The sequence below is a fragment of the Phyllobacterium sp. 1468 genome, from assembly GCF_031455525.1.
Lineage (GTDB): Bacteria > Pseudomonadota > Alphaproteobacteria > Rhizobiales > Rhizobiaceae > Phyllobacterium.
This window is the reverse complement of record NZ_JAVDSX010000003.1, coordinates 231,353-251,104: the sequence shown is the minus strand read 5'-3', so window position 1 is coordinate 251,104 and position 19,752 is coordinate 231,353. Positions and strand designations below refer to the sequence as shown.

21 protein-coding genes and 2 tRNA genes are annotated in these 19,752 nt (G+C 55.5%); 5 read left to right on the top strand and 18 right to left on the bottom strand.

Annotation, left to right across the window (positions count from 1 at the left end; all coding sequences use genetic code 11):
* The first annotated feature begins 227 nt into the window (after nt 1-227).
* The gene (locus J2X72_RS10400) at nt 228-1,472 is read left to right on the top strand and encodes a polysaccharide pyruvyl transferase family protein (RefSeq protein ID WP_310071570.1); all 1,245 of its coding nucleotides are present in this window, start codon (nt 228-230) and stop codon (nt 1,470-1,472) included.
* Here the strand turns inward: J2X72_RS10400 and J2X72_RS10395 are convergent.
* Together J2X72_RS10395 and J2X72_RS10390 are read right to left on the bottom strand one after the other, a co-directional pair.
* The gene (locus J2X72_RS10395; RefSeq protein WP_310071567.1) at nt 1,441-2,454 is read right to left on the bottom strand and encodes a glycosyltransferase family A protein; all 1,014 of its coding nucleotides are present in this window, start codon (nt 2,452-2,454) and stop codon (nt 1,441-1,443) included. The two genes, J2X72_RS10400 and J2X72_RS10395, sit on opposite strands and share 32 nt — an antisense overlap.
* Nucleotides 2,455-2,491: 37 nt before the next feature.
* Entirely contained in the window at nt 2,492-3,937 is a 1,446-nt protein-coding gene (locus tag J2X72_RS10390; protein WP_310071562.1) for an oligosaccharide flippase family protein, read from the bottom strand.
* Nucleotides 3,938-4,362: 425 nt separating this feature from the next.
* Here J2X72_RS10390 and J2X72_RS10385 point away from each other — a divergent pair, with 425 nt between their 5' ends.
* Both J2X72_RS10385 and J2X72_RS10380 read left to right on the top strand, forming a co-directional pair.
* Nucleotides 4,363-4,659: a hypothetical protein gene (locus J2X72_RS10385; protein ID WP_310071559.1), complete on the top strand. Its 297-nt coding sequence runs from the start codon at nt 4,363-4,365 to the stop codon at nt 4,657-4,659.
* Nucleotides 4,660-4,662: 3 nt separating this feature from the next.
* Nucleotides 4,663-5,769 carry an NAD(P)/FAD-dependent oxidoreductase gene (locus tag J2X72_RS10380; protein ID WP_310071557.1) on the top strand — a complete coding sequence of 369 codons (1,107 nt, stop codon included), beginning with the start codon at nt 4,663-4,665 and terminating at the stop codon, nt 5,767-5,769.
* 195 nt (nt 5,770-5,964) lie between these two features.
* Here the strand turns inward: J2X72_RS10380 and J2X72_RS10375 are convergent, their stop codons facing one another.
* Both J2X72_RS10375 and J2X72_RS10370 read right to left on the bottom strand, forming a co-directional pair.
* Nucleotides 5,965-7,080, bottom strand: a complete 1,116-nt coding sequence (locus J2X72_RS10375; protein ID WP_209998009.1) for a porin — start codon at nt 7,078-7,080, stop codon at nt 5,965-5,967.
* A 556-nt stretch (nt 7,081-7,636) separates the two neighbouring features.
* Nucleotides 7,637-7,712 (bottom strand) — tRNA-Phe (locus tag J2X72_RS10370).
* 189 nt (nt 7,713-7,901) lie between these two features.
* On the opposite strand from J2X72_RS10370, the gene J2X72_RS10365 reads away from it, so the two are divergent.
* The gene (locus tag J2X72_RS10365) at nt 7,902-8,987 is read left to right on the top strand and encodes a Gfo/Idh/MocA family protein (protein ID WP_405044690.1); all 1,086 of its coding nucleotides are present in this window, start codon (nt 7,902-7,904) and stop codon (nt 8,985-8,987) included.
* Here J2X72_RS10365 and J2X72_RS10360 read toward each other — a convergent pair.
* From J2X72_RS10360 to J2X72_RS10315, 10 genes are all read right to left on the bottom strand, one after another.
* Nucleotides 8,984-10,123 carry a Gfo/Idh/MocA family oxidoreductase gene (locus tag J2X72_RS10360; protein WP_310071553.1) on the bottom strand — a complete coding sequence of 380 codons (1,140 nt, stop codon included), beginning with the start codon at nt 10,121-10,123 and terminating at the stop codon, nt 8,984-8,986. The two genes, J2X72_RS10365 and J2X72_RS10360, sit on opposite strands and share 4 nt — an antisense overlap.
* A 68-nt stretch (nt 10,124-10,191) precedes the next feature.
* Nucleotides 10,192-10,398, bottom strand: coding sequence for a DNA gyrase inhibitor YacG (yacG, locus tag J2X72_RS10355; RefSeq protein ID WP_209998011.1), 207 nt, complete (start codon nt 10,396-10,398; stop codon nt 10,192-10,194).
* A gap of 14 nt (nt 10,399-10,412) precedes the next feature.
* Complete coding sequence (locus tag J2X72_RS10350) at nt 10,413-11,039, bottom strand: Maf-like protein (RefSeq protein WP_209998012.1); 627 nt, start codon at nt 11,037-11,039, stop codon at nt 10,413-10,415.
* A gap of 33 nt (nt 11,040-11,072) precedes the next feature.
* Nucleotides 11,073-11,291 carry a translation initiation factor IF-1 gene (infA, locus tag J2X72_RS10345; RefSeq protein ID WP_008122731.1) on the bottom strand — a complete coding sequence of 73 codons (219 nt, stop codon included), beginning with the start codon at nt 11,289-11,291 and terminating at the stop codon, nt 11,073-11,075.
* 125 nt (nt 11,292-11,416) lie between these two features.
* A complete protein-coding gene (locus J2X72_RS10340; RefSeq protein WP_310071538.1) occupies nt 11,417-11,893 on the bottom strand; it encodes a low molecular weight phosphatase family protein in 477 nt (158 codons plus the stop codon).
* Nucleotides 11,894-11,901: 8 nt separating this feature from the next.
* Nucleotides 11,902-12,381, bottom strand: coding sequence for a UPF0262 family protein (locus J2X72_RS10335; protein WP_310071535.1), 480 nt, complete (start codon nt 12,379-12,381; stop codon nt 11,902-11,904).
* Nucleotides 12,382-12,388: 7 nt separating this feature from the next.
* On the bottom strand, nt 12,389-13,681 hold the full coding sequence (gene hisD / locus J2X72_RS10330; RefSeq protein ID WP_310071534.1) for a histidinol dehydrogenase: 1,293 nt from the start codon (nt 13,679-13,681) through the stop codon (nt 12,389-12,391).
* Between the two features lie 12 nt (nt 13,682-13,693).
* The gene (locus J2X72_RS10325) at nt 13,694-14,131 is read right to left on the bottom strand and encodes a DUF2948 family protein (RefSeq protein ID WP_310071532.1); all 438 of its coding nucleotides are present in this window, start codon (nt 14,129-14,131) and stop codon (nt 13,694-13,696) included.
* Nucleotides 14,132-14,263: 132 nt separating this feature from the next.
* Complete coding sequence (gene murA, locus J2X72_RS10320) at nt 14,264-15,553, bottom strand: UDP-N-acetylglucosamine 1-carboxyvinyltransferase (RefSeq protein WP_310071528.1); 1,290 nt, start codon at nt 15,551-15,553, stop codon at nt 14,264-14,266.
* 118 nt (nt 15,554-15,671) lie between these two features.
* Nucleotides 15,672-15,866, bottom strand: coding sequence for a hypothetical protein (locus J2X72_RS10315; RefSeq protein ID WP_310072191.1), 195 nt, complete (start codon nt 15,864-15,866; stop codon nt 15,672-15,674).
* Nucleotides 15,867-16,103: 237 nt separating this feature from the next.
* Here J2X72_RS10315 and J2X72_RS10310 point away from each other — a divergent pair.
* Nucleotides 16,104-16,178, top strand: a tRNA-Thr gene (locus J2X72_RS10310).
* A gap of 4 nt (nt 16,179-16,182) precedes the next feature.
* On the opposite strand, the gene J2X72_RS10305 is transcribed toward J2X72_RS10310, so the two are convergent.
* The 4 genes from J2X72_RS10305 to J2X72_RS10290 are packed head-to-tail and all read right to left on the bottom strand — an operon-like array spanning nt 16,183 to nt 19,705.
* On the bottom strand, nt 16,183-17,100 hold the full coding sequence (locus J2X72_RS10305; RefSeq protein ID WP_310071526.1) for a ribokinase: 918 nt from the start codon (nt 17,098-17,100) through the stop codon (nt 16,183-16,185).
* A 4-nt stretch (nt 17,101-17,104) separates the two neighbouring features.
* Entirely contained in the window at nt 17,105-17,956 is an 852-nt protein-coding gene (locus tag J2X72_RS10300) for a BtpA/SgcQ family protein (RefSeq protein WP_310071523.1), read from the bottom strand.
* A gap of 48 nt (nt 17,957-18,004) precedes the next feature.
* Nucleotides 18,005-18,769, bottom strand: coding sequence for a GntR family transcriptional regulator (locus J2X72_RS10295; protein ID WP_209998020.1), 765 nt, complete (start codon nt 18,767-18,769; stop codon nt 18,005-18,007).
* Nucleotides 18,770-18,802: 33 nt separating this feature from the next.
* Nucleotides 18,803-19,705: a LysR family transcriptional regulator gene (locus J2X72_RS10290; protein ID WP_310071520.1), complete on the bottom strand. Its 903-nt coding sequence runs from the start codon at nt 19,703-19,705 to the stop codon at nt 18,803-18,805.
* Nucleotides 19,706-19,752: the final 47 nt, after the last annotated feature.

Here is a 19,752-nt window from a genome sequence, read left to right as displayed (position 1 = left end):
TGCGCCATGAAGGGTAATCGATGCAGCCTTTTGGAGGAGAACCCCAGTCGTTCGGTTGTTGCCGATATTCCAATGGCCATGTGTCGTTTGTCAGCAGATCGCAGCAAGATCAAAATGATAAACGAGTGGATCGGCTCGCGCCTGCGGACGCGCCCGATAGCTTGAGTCGAGTCGTTGAATGAAGCGTGTCCTGTAGCAGATCAAACAGGTCGATTGAGAGGCCTTGGATGAAAATCGCCTTGCTGGGTCAGTTCGGCAGCGGAAATACGGGTAATGACGGCTCACTTGAAGCCATGCTGGACTTTCTGCGTTCGTCGAAGGTCGACGCGGAGCTCCTCTGCATTTGTTCCAATCCGGAGGCCATTGCGGCGAAGTATAATATTGAGGCAATAAGCATCCGCGTAATTGTCGCGAGGGGCCGCTGGTTCAACCGCATCAATCGCATACTCGGTGATGTTCCCCGACAAGTGATCGGATTCTATACCATCCTCGCTCAACTCAATGGGCTGGATCTGATGATTATCCCAGGCACAGGGATATTGGACGATTTTCAGGAGACCGCATTTGGCTGGCCCTTCGTGATTCTCAGGTGGTGTTTAGCCGCCAGATTCAACCGTATGCGCATTGCCTTCGTCAGCATCGGCGCCGGACCGATCAGACTGCCTCTGAGCCGCCTGTTCTTGAAAACCGGGGCGCGGATGGCCCACTACCGTTCCTATCGCGATAAACTATCGCGAGATTTCATGAAGAGCATCGGTTTTGACGTCAGTCGGGATCCACTCAGCGCCGATCTGGCTTTTGGTCTTCCTGCCGCAGCGGAATCCAGCCGTGAGGACCCGACTGCAGTCTACGTTGGGGTGGGCGTAATGGCTTATTCCGGCTGGAAGAAAGCCGACGAAGACGGAGAAGCGATTTACCGCACGTATTTGGACAAAATTGCCAAATTCATTTCCTGGCTGCAGGAGCGCGGACTGAACGTAAGATTGTTGACGGGAGATATTGTTGATCGTCGGGCGGTTGCCGACATCATGAAGATGTTTCCCCAAAATGAAGCCAATCGTGGCAGCAAGCACATTGTGGCAGAAGAGATGACCTCCCTGCATGACGTGATGGCGCAAATCGCGCATACCGATATCGTTGTTGCAACGCGCTACCACAATGTCGTCTGTGCGCTGCGAATGGGCCGCCCGGTGATCTCCCTGGCCTACTCGACCAAAAACGATGCGCTGCTCAACGCAACCGGCCTTGAAGAGTACTGCCATTACGTCGAGACATTCGATGTGGAAGTCCTGAAATCTCAAGTTGAGAAAATGCTGAACGATCGCGCGCGCCTTGTACTGGAAGTGAAGAAAGGCGTCGCTGGCTTCAGGGCGCAACTGGCCGAACAGGAAGCTTTAATTCAAGCAACCTTGTTTGAAATTGCAGAAAAGCACGGCGAAATCAGGGACGTGAGCCAGCTTCCCCAATCCTGAAACGCTTTGTTCCACGTGCCCACATGTCGACGAGGCGCTGGAGGCGACGCAGTGTATCGGGCCGTTGGAGCAGATATCCGACGGGTGGCAGAAACGCTGTTACCGGGCGCCAACGGAAAGCCAACTTCAACAGCTCGCCCACACCCTTTTCTCCGCGAAGAAGATGCGAGATCGCCGACCAGTAGGCACGCTCCGCCAAGCCTCGGCGTGCGAGGCGATGCAAATATTTGGCATCGGGCATTTCGCCACCCTCGTGGGCGAAGAAGCATTCGGCCGCATCGGCAGTGTGCAAAATATGCAAGATCTGACGCGCCCACAAATCGCTGGAACGATTTGTGCCGTGCGTGCGAATGCCCGCCTGGACGCAATCGAGCTCAGCTACACTGCCGTGTAGCGCCAAGCGTAGCCACACGTCGTAGTCGTCGCTATGCGGAAGTTCCGTGCGATAGTAACCCGTGCGTTTTTGCACGCTGGTCCTGATGATAATCGACGGTCCGGGTATCTGGAAAACCCCTAAGCGGCAGAAGCGCTCGATGAAGGAACGGCTGCTATCCAGCCGATACGGTGGTTTTGTCTGTTGCCCCGCTATGCTGGGAATCGGGGAGTCGCCCTGGATGTCCACATCCCGACCATAGGTATAAGCAATATCGGGATTTTCTTCCATAAGAGTGACGGCACGGTTGAGCGCGCCGGGTACCAGAAAATCATCGGAACACAATATCAGGAAATAATCCGATTCCGCCCAATCGATCCCCTCGTTGAACGACGCGTGCGGGCCGAGATTTGTTTCTCGCAACCGCAACTCGACCCGCGAATCCATCGCCGCAAGCTCTCGCGCCACGTCCTGACTGTCGTCAGTCGAGGCGTTGTCGATGATTAGGACGCGCAGTTTCTCGATATCCTGCGACAGCACACTACCAACGCATGCACGCAGATAGCGACCGTAGTTATAGTTTGGTATGACGACGTCAACGGATTTCACGACATGCATCCCCACGCTTCTAACAATCTCGCATTATTCATTCGGCCGGCACTCCCTGCTTGTTCGGTATAAGCCGCGGCACAAACAGTCCAACAATCCGGATAAGCTCTTCGAGGAATGGATGCTTGACTATGACCAAAGCCACCACCCACCCGACTGCCGAAAATAGGCCGGCAACAAGTGCCTGCAGAATGGAGAGATCGAACGCAAAGCCATGCGCGGCAAGAACACCGAGCGGTCCCAAAATACCCCCGAGGGTGACCACCGCACTTTTGGCGAGTATGGCGAACAACTCCTGCCAGTGGAACGGCGCATGCCGGCGAACATAGACGAGCGAAATAAGCATCTGGAGCGGCAGGGCGATGAATTGACTCAGCACGAGCGCATACAAGCCGAAAAAGCTCGCGGTACAGATGACGACCATCGACATGCCTCGCCCGATAAAATTGGCCCGAAACGCTTCCCGGTTTGCACCGAGAGCAACCAGCACCGGGAACGTCAATATGTTGGGAAACCAGAAGATGGCCGCAACCGACAGGATTTGAACAAGTGGAACTGCAGCATCCCAAGCCTGCCCGAGTGCAATATGCACTATCGGATGGGCAAGAATAGCAACGACGAGAACTGCGGGCCAATAGAGCGCTGTAATATAGCTGATGATTTTCAGATAGGCGTCCTTGACGCTTCGTTGCGCTCTGGCTTCGGCTGCAAATGCGGGAAACGCGACCGAAAAGATCGCGGACAGCAATATCTTGTCGGGGAGTCCGCAGACAACATTCGCGCGGTTAAACAGGCCGACGGCAGTCAACGGCATAATGCGCCCCAGCACCAGTTGGGGCAGTGCCTCATATGTCCTGTCGAGAACTGTTGAAGCGCCTTTGTAGCCACCGAAAACGAAGAACTCGTGCCAGCCTTTCAGTCGAGGTCTGAACATCCAGAAGATCGGTCGGGCATGGAATCCAAGAGCCGTCCTGACCAATGCAGATGCCAGTGTGCCCCAGGCAAAACTCATAAAGCCAAACCCGAACCATGCAAACGCGATGGTTACCAAGGCGTTGACCATGCTTCCCAGTGCGTTGATGCGAGTGAGGCTGCCAAATTCCATATCCCGTCGCAGCAATGCAGCGATGGTACTGACTGGTGCATCGATTACACCGGAAATCGCCAGAATACAGACAAATCCGCTAAGACCCGCCTCGGAATAAAAACCGGCGAACCAGTGAGCCAGGAGAATAAGAAGCGAGCCGATTGCAACTGAAAAGCCGAATATGAGAGTAAAGCCAGTGCGAATATCTTCTTCCGAAACATCTTCGCGTTGAATGAGATATTCCGATGTCACGAACTCTCGGAAATTAAACGCGATGGTTCCTATCCCTAGGCCAATGACCGCAAGCCCGATTTCCGTGCTGTCCAGTAGACGCGACAGAACGGCAATCATCGATATGCTGACAATCACCTGTGAATATTGTTCCAAGGCCGCCATAAAATATGCCCGGCGAACATTCCCCACCTAGATACCCCCGCGTGTATTGGACCCAGCCAACGCCTGATGAGTGCAAAAAACTTCGGTTTGAACTGTTTTCAAACACACAGAATCGCATAGGACGTCGATCTCAATGCGACGATAACCGCTCGCGTCATTTCATTTAAGCTGACCAATGAGATGAACGGTAACATAGCCATTTGACGTAATCACAAAAGGCAACCAAACATACTTGAATCAATCCGAGGTAGCCCGGTTCATCCTGACATCGGTCAAATGTGGAGCGCACCGACATACTCGTTGTTTGGCAAGCACGTATGATCCGCTTTTGGATGTGCCCTATGTCTCTGAAGCCAATTGTCAATTTTGCTTGCGACCGGCTTTAGTTAGACGGCTGTACTGACTGCATCGGACCAGAGAAACCCATGATTGAAGACGAACAAATCCGGATTGAACTCATGGCCACACAATTCTGGCTACGGGCGCTGTTCATGCATATGGCGACGGGAACGCCGCCAACCTCCATATCCGTCCAGGAATATCTTACCGAACTCAAGAATTCGGCACCCCAGGATTATGGCAGCAGCCTATCCCCCTCAGATTGGGACAAAGAACATCTCTTGCACTATCCTTGTTATGAGCGGGTAGGGCTTCAGATTATCGAAACCCTTCAAAGTCTTGAAAGGAAGCTCGCACCTTTTGCCGTGCATGGAGGGCACTGACAATTGGAACGTGTGGAGTGCCTCATAGCGGGCGGAGGTGTCATCGGGCTGGCGATCGCGCGTGCGTTTGCGCGTCGCGGTATCGATACTCTGATTGTCGAAGAGGCCGGAACAATCGGAACGGGCACGAGTTCCCGCAACTCCGAGGTCATTCACGCCGGCATCTACTATCCAAAAAACAGCCTGAAAAGCAGGTTGTGTATCGAGGGGCGAAATGCCCTTTATGCCTTTGCAGAAAGGCACGGAGTTGCATATTCCCGCTGCGGTAAGCTGATCGTAGCCACAAACGAAGTTCAAATTCCGATATTGAGTACCATCGCGATAGGAGCTGAAACATGCGGTGTTTCTGATCTTGAGCATTTGTCGGAGCTGGAAGCGCGCAGATGCGAGCCCGACCTTACGTGTACCGCCGCATTGTTTTCGCCCTCGACGGGCATCATAGACAGCCACAGCTTGATGTTGGCGCTGCTGGGCGACGCGCAAGACCACGGCGCGGCGATTTCATTTCGGACCGCGATAGTTTCCGCTGAAACCAATGCCGATGGTTTGCGAATAGAAACAATCGATGCCTCCAATGGGCGCACGTTTGAGCTCCAGGCCTCCGTGTTCATCAACGCGTGCGGCCTCCAGGCACCGGTCATCGCTTCATCCATTGCCGGATTGCCACGACAGTTCATACCCGAAAGGCGATTTGCCAAGGGCAACTATTTCTCAGCAACAGGCGAGACACCATTCACCCACCTCATCTATCCAGTCCCCGAAGAAGGTGGTTTAGGCGTTCACCTCACGCTTGACCTCGACGGCCGGATGCGGTTCGGCCCCGACGTCGAATGGGTAGAATCGATCGAATACAGTGTCGATCCTAAACGGGCAGACCGTTTCTACGACGAAATCCGCAAGTACTGGCCCAACCTCGCCGACGGTTCATTGCAGCCCGCCTATAGCGGCATCAGGCCAAAGCTGACCCTCGGAGGCCAATCCATAACGGATTTTGTAATCCAGGGCCCGGCCACACACGGTGTCAAAGGTCTTGTGAACCTTTTCGGTATTGAAAGTCCGGGGCTCACATCCTGCCTTGCGATCGCAAACCACGTATCGAACTTGGTGTGACCTAACCTGAACGCGAGACAATGCTATGAAAACGAAAACGGTGAGCCGCGGGGCCCACCGTCTCGTGAGAATGAGGCGACTGGAGATCACATCATCACACTCTGGCGTTGCAGTCCTTCTACAGCGCCAAATTAAATCCTGGTTCGGTATAAGAATCCGGGGACCTGGGCCCCCGGAGCTTTTCGAATCTGGCGCTTAGAAGTTGCGCTGGAAGCGGATCATGCCGCCGAATGCGTCGTCGTCGCCGCCGTTATCGATGGAGGCGGCTTCACGTGCACCGTCGAACTTGGTGTAGTTGATTTCCGGTGTGATCGTGAAACCAGGAACCAGCTCGTAAGCTACGTTAAGCGCGAGAGCGTAAGTGCCTTCGTCTTCCCAGGCAGCCTGCGCGTTGATGGACGCCTTGTCGGTAACCTTAGCGGTGATACCGCCCCAAGCTGCCCAATCGCCTTCCCATGTACCGAACCAGTTACGGCTGTCCTGATCGACTGCGCCCGTTGCCGGATCGAAGTCGTTATCATAACCGGACTGATAGCCGCCCATCAAGAATGCGGAGAACATTTCGTTGAACTTCACGTCCAAACGAATCTTGCCAGCGAATTCTTCGACATTGGAGTCATAACCAACAACAGCCGAAATGCCGCCCCATGACTGTTCGAACTTCGCACCAGCAAGAACGTGTGGCATGTAGTCTTCGATGACATAGTTGCCGCCGAGGCCGGTAACATCGTCCGAACCCTGTTCAGCACCGATCATTGCGGAGAAACCATTGCCGCCAGTGAACGTGTAGCTGACCTGGTTGCTCTGGCCGGACTGGTAGTTGATCACGTCGTCGTTGATTACGTTGCCGGCATAACCGGTCCACGAACCAAAGAGTTCGTCAGCAGTACCGATGCGGAAACCGCCGAGTTCGATCCATGCCTGTGGCAACGAACCGCCATTATCAACACCGTTGGTGTACTGGAAACGGCCCTGGATGTACGAACGCAGAGTGCCGAGTTCGGTTTCCGAGCGGGCATCGAAACGGACTTCACCGCGTGTACGCTTGTACCAGGTTTCGTTACCCTTGGCACCAACGTTCCCACCGCTATAAACGTCGTCGCCACCCTTAGCATCATAACGGACATAGCCGCTGATCTTCAGGCAGGTTTCGGTCCCCGGAATGTAGAAGAAGCCAGCGCCGTATGCGTCGCAAACGCGAACGTATTCGACGGGCTCTGGTTCAGCAACAACGACTGCATCTGCAGCGCGTGCCCCCGAAACTGCAACCAGGGCTGCAGCGGAGCCGATAAGAAGGCTCTTAATGTTCATTGTTGATCTCTCCATATGTGTCTTGTTGACCCGGCGATCTAACTTAACTTTGGCAACAGGGTCAAAGAGCTTATGAGCCAAACCGACAATCTTGCGCAACTTAAGGTTACAGTGTTGCCGTTTTATCACGAAAACGTGAGCCGAGCGTGAGTCCGTGATCATAAGATGTTGAAAACGGGTCATTATTTGCGTGAATCGTTGTGATTCTTTAAAAGTTGCTTAATCGCCGTGGCCTTCGAGATTTCGGTAGTCCGTACTTATTATTTAATTCAGCTTGACTGTCACAGCACTGACGCTTTCTGAAACAGGTTTTAAAAGTGTAATTGCTCACATCTGTTTTTGTACTTTGCACCTAAAACTAAGGTATAAAGAAAAATACTTGATGTCGTCGATAGTGACCGGACGGCGTATGACGTCTGTCTACAACCTGCGCATCAAATGCCGCACAAGGTGCCAGCCCGCGGGGGGAGAGACTGCGGAGAGCGGAACACATGAAAACGCCACTGCCGTAGCCGGCCACGAGCGCGAACAATACCGTCGTTTATTGAGAGAAAAGTGGTGCCCAGACGCGGATTCGAACCACGGACACGCGGATTTTCAATCCGCTGCTCTACCAACTGAGCTATCTGGGCACTTCGTGGCGTTTCCGTTAACCGGCAAGCCTTGTCGACGGGTTGGTTTTCCGTCAGAAGCGCGTGGGTTATAACACTAAAAATCGTGCTGTCCAGCATCAACTCGCGAATTTTTTGCCGTTTTTCTGCCTCTTGCAAAGGGCATGCATTGGTGCGTTTGTTGAGGATTGTAGACAGGATTCGTATTGCATGGATGAAACGGGGGAGATGACAACCAAAGACCGGGTCTTTGGTTGGGGAATTATTGGCAGCGGCGAAATTGCCCGGCGATTTGCGTCAGACCTGATGCTCGTACCGGACGCCGCGCTTGTTGCCAATCACTCCCGGAGTGCGGCGAACGCACAGGAGTTCCATAGTGCTTTTGGCAGCCGCCACGCCTATTCGGATCTCGATTCGTTTTTGAGCGACCCGTCCATCGATGCCGTCTACATTGCAACGCCGAATTCCCTGCACCTGGCGCAGGCGCTGAAGGCCATACGGGCCGGCAAGGCAATCCTTGCGGAAAAGCCACTCGCTCCCTCGCATACGGAAGCCTCAGTCATCCAGCGGGAAGCAGCGCGGGTGAATGTCTTTGCCATGGAAGCGATGTGGACGCGGTTTCTGCCGGCCATAATTGCAGCCAAAGCAAATATCGATGCGGGCGAGATCGGCGCTATTCGCAAGATAACGGCAGAGTTAGCCTATGCACGCCAGTATGACCCGGAAAGCCGCTATTTCAGCCGATCGCTTGGCGGCGGCGCCAGTCTCGACCTCGGTATCTATTGCGTATCGCTCGCCATGTTCTTTCTAGGCCAGCCACAGAAGGTTTCGGGCCTGTGGTACCCTGCGCCAAATGGCGTTGACATGAGTTCGGAGATAACGCTGCATTATGACGAAGCGGAAGCGCAACTCACGAGCGGGTTCGACCGTGATGGTGCTAACCATTTCGTCATCGAAGGCACAAAAGGGATCCTCCGATTGGATGCCCCCTTCTTGAAGGCGCAGCGACTGACGGTCTATCACGGCTTCGCGCAACGCGCGCCCTTTGGCCCGCTGCAAAGGCCATCCGGGCTTGTCGGCAAAATACTCGATCGGCTTCCATTGCCCGGACGAAGGGTGGAAGACCATTCCTTCGAGGGCAATGGCTTACAATTTGAAGCAATGGCTATGATGGACGCGATGCGTAAAAACGAAAAAACCTCGGCAGTCATGCCGCTTTCAGACAGTATCAATGCCCTGCGCGCCATCAACATCGTCTTGGCGCAACCAGCGACAACGCGCATCATCAAGCTCTAGAAAGTGCTGCGCATCTTATAAGGCTGGGGGAGCGAAGCGGCGTTGTTCAATGCGAGCGCCAACTCGGTGATGTGAAGCGCGGCCTTGCCCGACGAAAACAGCGGCGTGCCTTGTTCGATGGCGGCAGCCTGCGCGGCGATGCCCCCGGCAAAATCGATCTGCGATGGATACGCCGGGAGCTTCGCGCGTCTTGCAGAACGGTCATAAGCGAGTTTGCGTCCCGGCAACGGCTTCCAGTGCAGGAAGCGCTTGAGATGCACTTCCAAGAGATCGACAATCTTTGTGCGTAGCGTCCGGCCTTCGGCGGCCGTTTCAAGATAGATCGCTGATCGGTGATCCCAAAGATCCTCCGCCGTCAGCGTTCCCCTATCACCGAGAATCATAAGCGATCGGTCGCGCGGCGCAGCAAGACCGCAGGTGAGACGAGCGACGACACCGGAATGAAACTGCAAGCAACCAACGGAAAAATCGGGCGCTAGCTTGATTGCCCCGGTTCCAGGTCCCTTGTCCGGAAACGTGAGCGTCGAGAATGCGGCAAGGCTTTCGACAGGACCAAACAAAGAAACCAGCCAAGATAATGCATAACCGGCGTGTTCGAGCGTACTGCCTATTTCGAACTCATGCAGACCGGGCCACCGCGCACCCGAAACGGAACGCCATCCCTGCCAATTGGCGCGGAAAACCGGGCCGTCCTCCATCTGGGCATAGATCAGTCGTGGTTTACCAATCTCGTCGAGCGACTTGGCGACGAGCCAGTACGCGTCGCTCATGGCGTTGGCTGGTGCTGATGCCAGGATAAGATCAAGGCGTTCGGCAAGCGATACCAGTTCTGCCGCCTCTTCATAGCGCATGGCCAGCGGCTTTTCGCAATAGACATGTTTGCCTGCTTCCAACGCCCGTTTCGAGAGCAAGTAATGGTTTTCAGGTGTCGTCAGATTCACAATGATCCGAACTTCGTTGTCCGCGAGGATTGCTTCGAAGTCTGGATAGGTGCCGACCTTATAGTAATCGGCGAACTGTTTCAGGCGGGCTGGATCACGGTCATAGACGCCACCCAACACAAGTTGCGGATGGTTGACGAGCGTCGTCATATAATAGTCGGCAACGAAGCCGGTGCCGATGATCGCAATCTTCATGGAGCGTTCCTGTGCTGACCAGGACGGAAATTAGCGGCATCAAATGAAAAGAACGTGAAGCGGGTCAGCTATTCCTGCTTGTCGTCGCTGTCATCTGCACTTTCGACGGCTGGCAATACATAGGCTCCGGTCAGCCAGCGACTTAGATCGATGTTGCGGCAGCGTGCTGAACAAAAGGGGTAATGTTCCCTTTGCGAAGGGCGCTTGCATTCCGGGCAAGGTCGTGTTGGCCGCAAGGGCGTCACGTTTGCTGTGCTTTTCCTGGACTCAGTCAATGGATCAGTTCCGTCTAATGTCCTGAAGATTGCCAGTTGGCGTAGACCGGATAGCCTTCTCCATGCAGAAGGCTGGCAGTTTCGTAGAGCGGCAGCCCAACGACGTTACTATAGGAGCCAACCAGCTTGACGACAAAGCCGCCTGCAAGTCCCTGGATCGCATATCCGCCAGCCTTGCCGCGCCATTCACCGGACGCAAGGTAGCTCTCCAGCTCCTCGCGCGAAAGACGTTTAAAGCGCACGCGGGTTTCCACCAGATCCTGACGCTGCTTGCCTTTGGGTGTAATGAGACACAGCCCAGTATAGACGCGATGCGAACGGCCTGAGAGCAATCGAAGGCACGCAGTCGCATCGTCGAGGATTTCCGCTTTTGGCAGAATGCGCCGCCCAACCGCGACAACCGTATCGGCTGCCATGATATAGGTGCCGCCGAAATCCGTATCGTTCCGCAATTCGTCAGCGATTTTCTCTGCTTTCAGGCGGCACAGACGACGCGCGAGCGAGCGAGGATGTTCGGCCCGCAGCGGGGATTCGTCGACATCCGCAGGTAGCAGACGATCCGGCTCGATGCCGATCTGGCCCAGCAGCGCCAGACGGCGTGGCGACCCCGATGCGAGAACGAATTTGTGCTGGTCGCTCATTGACGTCGAATATCCTGCGGAACGCGGAGCTGATTATTTGAAGCGATAGGTGATGCGACCCTTGGTCAGATCGTAAGGGGTCATTTCAACAAGAACCTTGTCGCCGGCGAGAACGCGGATACGGTTCTTTCGCATGCGGCCGGCCGTGTGCGCGATGATTTCATGATCATTTTCGAGCTTTACCCGAAACATCGCGTTGGGCAACAGCTCCGTCACGAGACCGGGAAACTCCAATACTTCTTCTTTCGCCATGCGTAGTGCTATCTCCGATAAGGAATTTGAGGTCAGGCTCGACCGCAATTTTGGGCGGAACCTATAGTATTGCGCACCATTTGTGAACAAGGGAGTTCGATACAATTACGATGCTGTCAGCCGGTTCAGCCGGATCTGCCGAAACGCTCCAGAATGTGACGTTGCAGATTTTCCCGAACATCGCGATAAGCGTCCATTATCTGATTGCGACGGCCCCGCACCAAGGTAGGATCGGGTGTCGGCCAATATTCCACATGGACAGACGTGGTGCGGGTCAATTCAAGTGCCATATGATGGGCCTTGGGCGACAGTGTAATGATCAAATCGAAATAATCATCTTCCAGCTCTTTGAAGGTGCGCGGCTGCGCAGAGATTCGTTTTAATCCGACCTCTTCCAGAACCGCCTCCACAAAAGGATCTGGCTCGCCTTTTTCGACACCCGCCGAGGCGATATATATCCTCGATGGTAGCAGACTGCGCGCCAATGTCTCGGCTATCGGTGATCGGATCGAATTCAAGCCGCAAATGAACAAGATCGCGCTCGGCACCACCGCTTTTGCGGGTTCGTGGTCGTCAGGCAGCTTGTCCGCTCCGATGGTCATTGGTTCGTCTAACCCCGCCAATGCAGCACACATACCAACGTGAAAAGGCGGCGGGCAGTGTCGAAGTCCACGTCGATCTTGCCACTCAGACGGTCCATCAATGCCTGCGAACCCTCATTGTGCAATCCGCGCCGACCCATATCGATAGCTTCGATCTTGCTTGGACTGGAAGAGCGGATGGCCTCGTAATAGCTTTCGCAGATCATGAAGTAATCCTTCACCACTTTGCGCAATGGTGTCAGCGACAGGATATGCGTCACGACTTCATCGCCATTTTCCCGCGCGATGGCGAATATCAGCCGAGATTCCGCCAGCGATATCTTGAGCCGATAGGGACCGTTCCCCTCATCGCCCACCGGGCGAAAGCTGTTTTCTTCGATTAGATCGAAAATGGCGACAGCACGCTCGTGCTCGACATCCGGCGTAGAACGGCCGATCGTCTCGTCCAGCTCCACATCAATCAGTCGCGCCAGGTCCGTCGCTGTCATTATTTCCCTACAGGTTCAACCGGATTGCAACGGAATTGCCATGGGCATCAAGGCCCTCTGCACGCGCAAGTTCAATCGCTGCCGGCCCCAAGGCGCGCAACTGCTCCACGCCCAATTTCAGGATGGAGGTTCGCTTCACATAATCGAGTACCGAAAGACCGGAAGAAAATCGCGCCGACCGTGCGGTGGGCAAAACGTGATTTGAGCCACCCACATAGTCGCCGATCACCTCTGGGGTGTAACGGCCAAGGAATATCGCCCCGGCGTTGCGAACGCCTGCCAGCAATATTTCCGGATCGGCAGTCGCGATCTCGAGATGCTCGGCAGCGATCCGGTTAACGAGCGGTAGCGCTGACAAAAGGTCGGATACCAGGATAACAGCGCCATAGTCGCGCCAGCTGGCGGTTGCGGCCTCCGCTCGTGGCAATGTCAGTAGCTGGCGTTCCACGGCTGCGATAACTGCTTCGGCCAAGGCCTCGTCGTCAGTGATCAGAATAGACTGCGCGGCGCTGTCATGCTCGGCTTGTGCCAAAAGGTCGGCCGCAATCCAGTCCGGATCATTGTCGCTGTCCGCCACGATCAAAACTTCCGACGGACCCGCAATCATGTCGATGCCGACCTTGCCGAACACGCGGCGCTTGGCGGCTGCCACATAGGCATTCCCAGGACCTACGATCTTGGCGACCGGTGCAATCGTTTCAGTGCCATAGGCGAGCGCCGCAATGGCCTGCGCGCCACCAACGCGGTAAATCTCGGAAACGCCGGCAAGCCGTGCCGCGACCAGCACGAGCGGATTGAGCTTGCCCTCTGGCGACGGCACCACCATGACGATACGTTCGACGCCGGCGACCTGTGCCGGAACAGCGTTCATTAGCACGGAACTAGGATAGCTCGCCGTACCGCCCGGTACATAAAGACCAACCGACTCGACGGCTGTCCAGCGCGATCCCAGTTCTACACCCAGCGCATCCGTGTAACGATCATCTTGCGGCATCTGCCGCGCGTGGTGCGAATGGATGCGATTGCGCGCCAGTTTCAATGCTTTGACAGTTTGTATTGGAGCAGACGCTACGGCGGCGTCGATCTCGGCTGAGGTGATCGCGATGCCGTGTTGCACAAGATCGATTCGATCGAAGCGTTGCGAATAATCAATCAGTGCGGCATCGCCCTCCGTGCGGACGCGATGAATTATATCGGCAACAGCGCGGTCCACGTCCTCAGAAACCTCACGCTTGGTCGCGAGAAATGCAGAAAACCGCGATTCAAAATCGGATTCGGACTGTCTCAGCACAAATGCCACGCTAATCACTCCTCAGATTTCATGTTCCGGTTTGAACGTGGTTTCCCAAGCAGGACCGAGATCGGTCAGCTGGGCCTCGATGGCTTCCACTTCCAGCCTCAACGCCTTGTTGGCGGCGAAGGTCAACTCGATAATACCCGAAGGTGCGTCCGAAACGATGAAATGGATGGCAAGAAGCGACAGGATATCGTCCCCGTGCCGGCGATCAATACCAGTGGCCTTGACGTTGCTCACCCGATCAAAAAGCAATGCTGTGCGGCGACGTTCGAAGGTACGGCGACGCTTGCCATCGACAGCCTGTTCCCAGACGAATCGATTCACGCCGAGAACGAGTTTCTTTTCGGCAGCCAGATATTCAACGTCATCAACTTTCAACACAGAATCCTGCAGATGCGCCGAAAGGATCTGCAGGTCTTCCTCATCAAGCGCGATGAGTTTGAGCGTGTCCATGTCTTCCCTTTGCAAAATTGAGCGAGATCGCAATGCCGGTCCGGCACCACGACATCTTTCCTGTTAGAGGAAAGTGCAGGGAAATGGAATTATGCGCTGCGTAGAATCTGTGTTGAAGCTACGAAAGTAGGATCAGTCACTGATGCGTTCGACAACCGCACCACAACGCGTCAGCTTTTCCTCGAGACGTTCAAAACCGCGATCGAGATGATAAACGCGATTGACGACTGTCTCGCCCTCAGCGGCAAGTCCAGCGATGACCAGCGAGACCGAGGCCCGCAAATCGGTCGCCATCACGGGCGCGCCCTTCAGCCGTTCGACGCCTTCGATCTTGGCCGTCTGGCCCGATAGTGAAATCTTGGCGCCGAGCCGCGCCAGCTCCTGCACGTGCATGAAGCGGTTTTCGAAGATCGTCTCCGTGATGTGGGAGGTGCCTTTCGCCTTGGTCATCAAGCCCATGAACTGCGCTTGAAGATCGGTCGGGAACCCTGGGAACGGCTGAGTCGTCACGTCGACAGGCATGATGCCGTGGCCGTTACGGACAACACGCAAGCCGGAATTGGTTTCGGAGATTTCCGCCCCAGCCTGACCGAGCGTGGTCAGTGCAGCGCTGAGCAAGCTGGCATCAGCCCCTTCGAGGATGACGTCCCCGCCGGTCATGGCTACCGCCATGGCATAAGTTCCGGTCTCGATTCGATCCGGAATGACTCGAACGCGTGCTCCGGAAAGGCTCACGACACCTTCAATGGTGATTGTCGGCGTACCGGCACCGTTGACCTTTGCCCCCATGGCATTGAGACAGTCGGCTAGATTGACAACTTCGGGTTCCTGCGCGGCGTTTTCGAGGACTGTCTCGCCCTTAGCCAGAGTCGCGGCCATCATCAATACATGGGTCGCGCCGACGGAAACTTTCGGGAAGACATAGCGGGTGCCGACAAGACCGCCCTTCGCACTGGCCTTCACATAACCGTTCTCGATCTCGATATCGGCGCCGAGCGCGCGCAGGCCATCGATGAACAGATCCACAGGACGCGTGCCTATGGCACAGCCGCCTGGCAGCGAGACTGTAGCAACGCCCATCCGCGCAAGAAGCGGGCCAATAACCCAGAAGCTTGCACGCATCTTGGAAACGAGTTCATAGGGAGCCATCGTATCGACAATATTGCGCGCGGTGAAATGGATGGTCCGTGAATAGGCGCCGTCCTGGCGTTCGCGACGTCCATTGACCGAATAATCGACACCATGATTGCCGAGAATACGGATTAGCTGTTCAACGTCGGCGAGATGAGGAACGTTTTCCAGCGTCAGCGTATCATCCGTCAGAAGCGACGCGATCATCAATGGCAAGGCCGCGTTCTTGGCGCCCGAAATTGGTATGACGCCATTGAGCTTGTTACCGCCAACAATCTTGATGCGATCCATATTGTGTCACTTTCGCGGGAAAGTACCCGTCCTGTTGTTGAGACTCTTTGCAGAGCCGGTTGCTGTAAACCATCACACGAAATGGTTCAAGAAAGGCTTATGACCCTGTTTGGGCCATTCATGATTTCTCGTGGGAGCAATCGGAAGGCTTTTCGGTTGCGGCGACAATTCCTTCGTCGCGTTCATCTGCGTTACCAGCACGACGAGAGCGTGATTGCTGTTTTCGCCGTGCCAGATTCGCCCGCAATTGTTCGGAACGTCGCTTCTCGCGGTCAGTTTGTTCGGAATTCGGGTTTTTCGACGGCGAAGTCATATCGTTGTGCATATATTCCGGATGAGTTTCATGCCATTTTACTCCCAACGAACCATCGCTTTCGCCTTGCACACGTAATTTGGCAAAGAGATTACGATTGCTTGCTTGCGATTTCAGCAATGATATGGCAGAAGTCCGCCGCGTTCGCAAATCGGCTGCAACTCAGGTAGAGCACTTCGCTGCGAAGTGGTATACGGGAAACGAGGCATGGTTGCGATCCGCATGTGACATGGAAACGCTGTTGTAGCTCAGTGGTAGAGCGCGTCATTGGTAATGACGAGGTCGGGAGTTCAATCCTCCCCAGCAGCACCATCCCTCAGTTTCCAAGGCTTTTATAACGGGCTACCAGCACTGCAAGTTCATCGCGGCTGGGCAGAGCTCTAAACGCACCTCGACGTTGTGCAGTCAGTGCAGCGGCGCTTTGAGCGACGTTGATAGCGGTCTCCTGGCCCAAGCCCATCGCAAGCACCGCTGCAAACACTCCGCAAAAAGTGTCGCCACAACCAGTCGTGTCAATTGCACGAATTTGCGAGGCTGGGTAGTGGCGGATCGTTCCGTCACTATCGGATGTAAGACATCCGCCTGCTCCAAGAGTGATGATCGCAACGGACGCACCGAGCCGGCACAGGGCTGCGGCAGCTTCGGGCGGTTGCGAAATTCCCGTGATAACCTCTGCCTCGCCGCGATTTGTGACAACAATATCGCACAACGGCAAGAGCGGCCCGACTTCCCACCATAGCGGCGCAGGATTGAACAATGTCGTTGCGTCCCGGGCAGTTGCGGTCGCGAGAGCGGCCAGGGTACTAGCCTGTGTAAGATTGCCTTGCAGCAGCACAACATCGGCCGCAGTCGCCTTCGCAGAGAAGATTTCTGCTGTTTCCTCGGTCAATGCAGCGGCACAACTTCCCATACTGACAATGCTATTTTCACCGTCCGGCAACACCATCAAAAGCGAGAAATCACTCGAATAAGGAGCCTGGTGCAGTTCGAGTTCCGTCATGCCTTCTGCCGCCAAGGCTGCTCCAATTTCCGCGCCTTGCGAGTCGCGACCGATGGCAGTATGGAAGACGACCTGCGCGCCAGTACGCGCAGCGGCAACCGCCTGGTTGAGCCCCTTCCCACCGGGCGCGCTATTGGCGCTGTCACCGAGCAGCGTTTCACCTTTTTCCGGCAAGCGCGGCACCTGGAGCGTTAAATCAAGGCCCGCATTGCCGAGAACGAGCACTTGGCCCACGACGTCAGCTCCGCGCTTTCTTGACAGCTTGCATGAAGACCTGCAGCCGATCCGGATCGACCGGGTTCCACCAAGCGCCCTCATGCTTGAGATAACTTGCAACAATCACCGCGTCGGCAATAGTAAAAATGTCGCCTACATTATCCGGTGTGACACCGGAACCGACAGCAACAGGGAGCGATGTACCGGACGCGATTGTCTGCAGTTCATCCATCGTGGCGCTATCGCCCGTACGTTGGCCGGTCGCTATGGCCACGTCGGCATCGAAAAACTCATTGTCGCGTGCGAGTTCAGTGATGGTGCGGTCGCCAGTAATGGCATGAGCTCCGTGCTTCACGTGCACATCGGCAAAGATACGGATGGATTTAGCGCGCAACCATGCCCGATAGCGCGCTGCCTCGCCTGCCGGTCCGTCCATCAGACCTTCATTGGCAACATAGGCATTTGACCATTGGTTGACGCGAACGAACGCTGCGCCCGCCGCCTTGGCCACTGCCAACGCTTGGACCGCCCCGTTGGCGAGAATATTGACGCCGATCGGGAGACCGCTCTGACGGCGAACAGCATCGGTCATGACGGCCATGGCGGCAGCGGTTTCCGGACCAAGGCGATCCGGCTTGGCAAAAGGGATATCGCCATGGTTCTCGACAATCAGACCATCCACCCCGCCAGCTTTGTAGCGCCCGGCTTCCGCCACCGCGAAAGCGACAATATCCTCCATTGGCTCGCCATCATAATTCGGAGAACCCGGCAGCGGCTGCGAATGGATCACGCCGATGACGGCCTTGCGCCGGCTGAAGATTTCCTGGATGGCGTTCGGCTTGGCGCGATAGATGGACTTGGGCTGAGAGTTCATGTTGATACTTTCTACATATAGTTAAAGCGGGGGGACGTTCCGTCGTTGTTATGAACGGGCGAGACCAACCTGGAAGCTGTATCGATCCGCTCGATAGTGCAGGACGACATATTCGACGGGCTGCCTTGCCGAATTCCACGACGTGCGATGACTAACCAGAACCGCAGCCGGCCGTTTTAGTCCGAGGCTTCGAGCAGTGCCCGCGTCAGCAAGAGCCCCTTCGATTCGCTCATGGCCGCCGGTCAAAGCGACGCCTGCGGCCTCTTTGAGCCAGCCGTAGAGTGAGCCGCTGTCTAAAGCGGTGACCGTGGGCAGTCCGGACCTTTCGAATGCCACAGGAGCAAGATACGTCAGCGATGTCGCCATGGGACTTTCATCCGCCAGCAAGATGCGATCTATCTCGAGCACTGGAGAATTAATGGCAATTTTCAACTCGGTCGCGACGAATTCACTCGCCAGCGTGAGTTTCAGTGACCGTGTTCGATAACTGGGCTTCAGGCCCCTCACCCCCATGTCCTCGCAAAAAGATGAAAGACGATTTAGAGGCCGTTCGATGCGCGGTTCGATGACAATCGAGCCGCGACCGGACTTACGGCTTATCAATCCTTCCGCCTCCAGAAAGTCGAGCGCCGCACGCGAGGTCGTCCGACTCACGCCGAAACGGCGGTTGAGTTCCGCCTCACCTGGCAGCGCCTGGCCTGGCCTGAAGGTGCCGTCCTCAATTGCTCGTCGTAGCCGCTCAGCAATCTGCGACCACATTGGCGTCCGGCCCTCTACAATATCTGTCTCGTACCACATAACATTAAACAACATGACGTCATGACATTTGTCAATCGTACAAACGAATTATTCAAAGTTAGCCAATTCCTGCTTGAAGCGTTCAACCAGCCAAGTGGCTGCCGGTCCGAGGGGGCTGTCTACCGGATAGAGCGCAAGCAAGGGATAGGGAGCATCCGGATAAGGTTCAAGATCGAGATGTACGAGCCTCCCCTCGGCGAGATCGTCCTTGACCATCCATTTTGCGAGACCACCCCAGCCCAGGCCCGCCAGCATCAACTCATGCTTGGTTCCAACATCGGTCAACCGCCAAGTCTTATACGCGAATACGCCAAAATCTCGACCCTTCGTTTGTTCGCTCAGATCGGTGACAACGAGTTGCACGTGGTCGCGTATGAAGGAAAGCGGCACCGGTCCCTCGTAAAGAGCGAGAGGGTGATCGGGCGCTGCAACTGGCGTCATCGCAGTTTCGCCGACCTTTATGGATACGAGCTCATCATAGGCTACTAACGGCGGGCCCCCGATGCCGAAATCGGCCTGCTTTTTCAGAACGATATCCCAAACCATGCCAAGTGCCCCCACGTGCAGTCGCAAGCTCACGGTTGGGAACTGCAGTTGGAAAGACTTGAGCACTGCCGTCAGGACAGGCGAAGGCAGCGTGACGTCGACAGCAACCGCGACTTCTGACTCGAGTCCCTGCTTCAATCCCTCCACGCGCGCGCGCAGACTTTGCAAGACTGAAACCATGCGTCGGGCATCCTCGAGCATGGCTTTCCCGCCTTCTGTTAGCCGCGGTTCGCGTGTCCCGCCGCGCTCGAAGAGCTGGAGCTCGAGCTGGGCTTCCAGATTAGCGATCGTATAGCTGACGACTGATTGAGATCGGTTGAGACGTCGTGCCGCCGCCGAGAAACTTCCCGTTTCCGCAACAGCAACAAAGACCTGAAGTTGGTCAAGAGTAGGGTTGGGTTGCATCGCCGCACCTATCGATCATTTAGATGGATTACATCGATATTTTCCCA

Bases quoted from the DNA above. Each gene is read 5' to 3' on its own strand.
- J2X72_RS10400 (WP_310071570.1), top strand. From the start codon at position 228: ATGAAAATCGCCTTGCTGGGTCAGTTCGGCAGCGGAAATACGGGTAAT.
- J2X72_RS10390 (WP_310071562.1), bottom strand. From the start codon at position 3,937: ATGGCGGCCTTGGAACAATATTCACAGGTGATTGTCAGCATATCGATG.
- J2X72_RS10385 (WP_310071559.1), top strand. From the start codon at position 4,363: ATGATTGAAGACGAACAAATCCGGATTGAACTCATGGCCACACAATTC.
- J2X72_RS10375 (WP_209998009.1), bottom strand. From the start codon at position 7,080: ATGAACATTAAGAGCCTTCTTATCGGCTCCGCTGCAGCCCTGGTTGCA.
- J2X72_RS10365 (WP_405044690.1), top strand. From the start codon at position 7,902: ATGGATGAAACGGGGGAGATGACAACCAAAGACCGGGTCTTTGGTTGG.
- J2X72_RS10360 (WP_310071553.1), bottom strand. From the start codon at position 10,123: ATGAAGATTGCGATCATCGGCACCGGCTTCGTTGCCGACTATTATATG.
- J2X72_RS10350 (WP_209998012.1), bottom strand. From the start codon at position 11,039: ATGAGCGACCAGCACAAATTCGTTCTCGCATCGGGGTCGCCACGCCGT.
- infA (WP_008122731.1), bottom strand. From the start codon at position 11,291: ATGGCGAAAGAAGAAGTATTGGAGTTTCCCGGTCTCGTGACGGAGCTG.
- J2X72_RS10340 (WP_310071538.1), bottom strand. From the start codon at position 11,893: ATGACCATCGGAGCGGACAAGCTGCCTGACGACCACGAACCCGCAAAA.
- J2X72_RS10335 (WP_310071535.1), bottom strand. From the start codon at position 12,381: ATGACAGCGACGGACCTGGCGCGACTGATTGATGTGGAGCTGGACGAG.
- J2X72_RS10325 (WP_310071532.1), bottom strand. From the start codon at position 14,131: ATGGACACGCTCAAACTCATCGCGCTTGATGAGGAAGACCTGCAGATC.
- murA (WP_310071528.1), bottom strand. From the start codon at position 15,553: ATGGATCGCATCAAGATTGTTGGCGGTAACAAGCTCAATGGCGTCATA.
- J2X72_RS10315 (WP_310072191.1), bottom strand. From the start codon at position 15,866: ATGACTTCGCCGTCGAAAAACCCGAATTCCGAACAAACTGACCGCGAG.
- J2X72_RS10300 (WP_310071523.1), bottom strand. From the start codon at position 17,956: ATGAACTCTCAGCCCAAGTCCATCTATCGCGCCAAGCCGAACGCCATC.
- J2X72_RS10295 (WP_209998020.1), bottom strand. From the start codon at position 18,769: ATGTTGTTTAATGTTATGTGGTACGAGACAGATATTGTAGAGGGCCGG.
- J2X72_RS10290 (WP_310071520.1), bottom strand. From the start codon at position 19,705: ATGCAACCCAACCCTACTCTTGACCAACTTCAGGTCTTTGTTGCTGTT.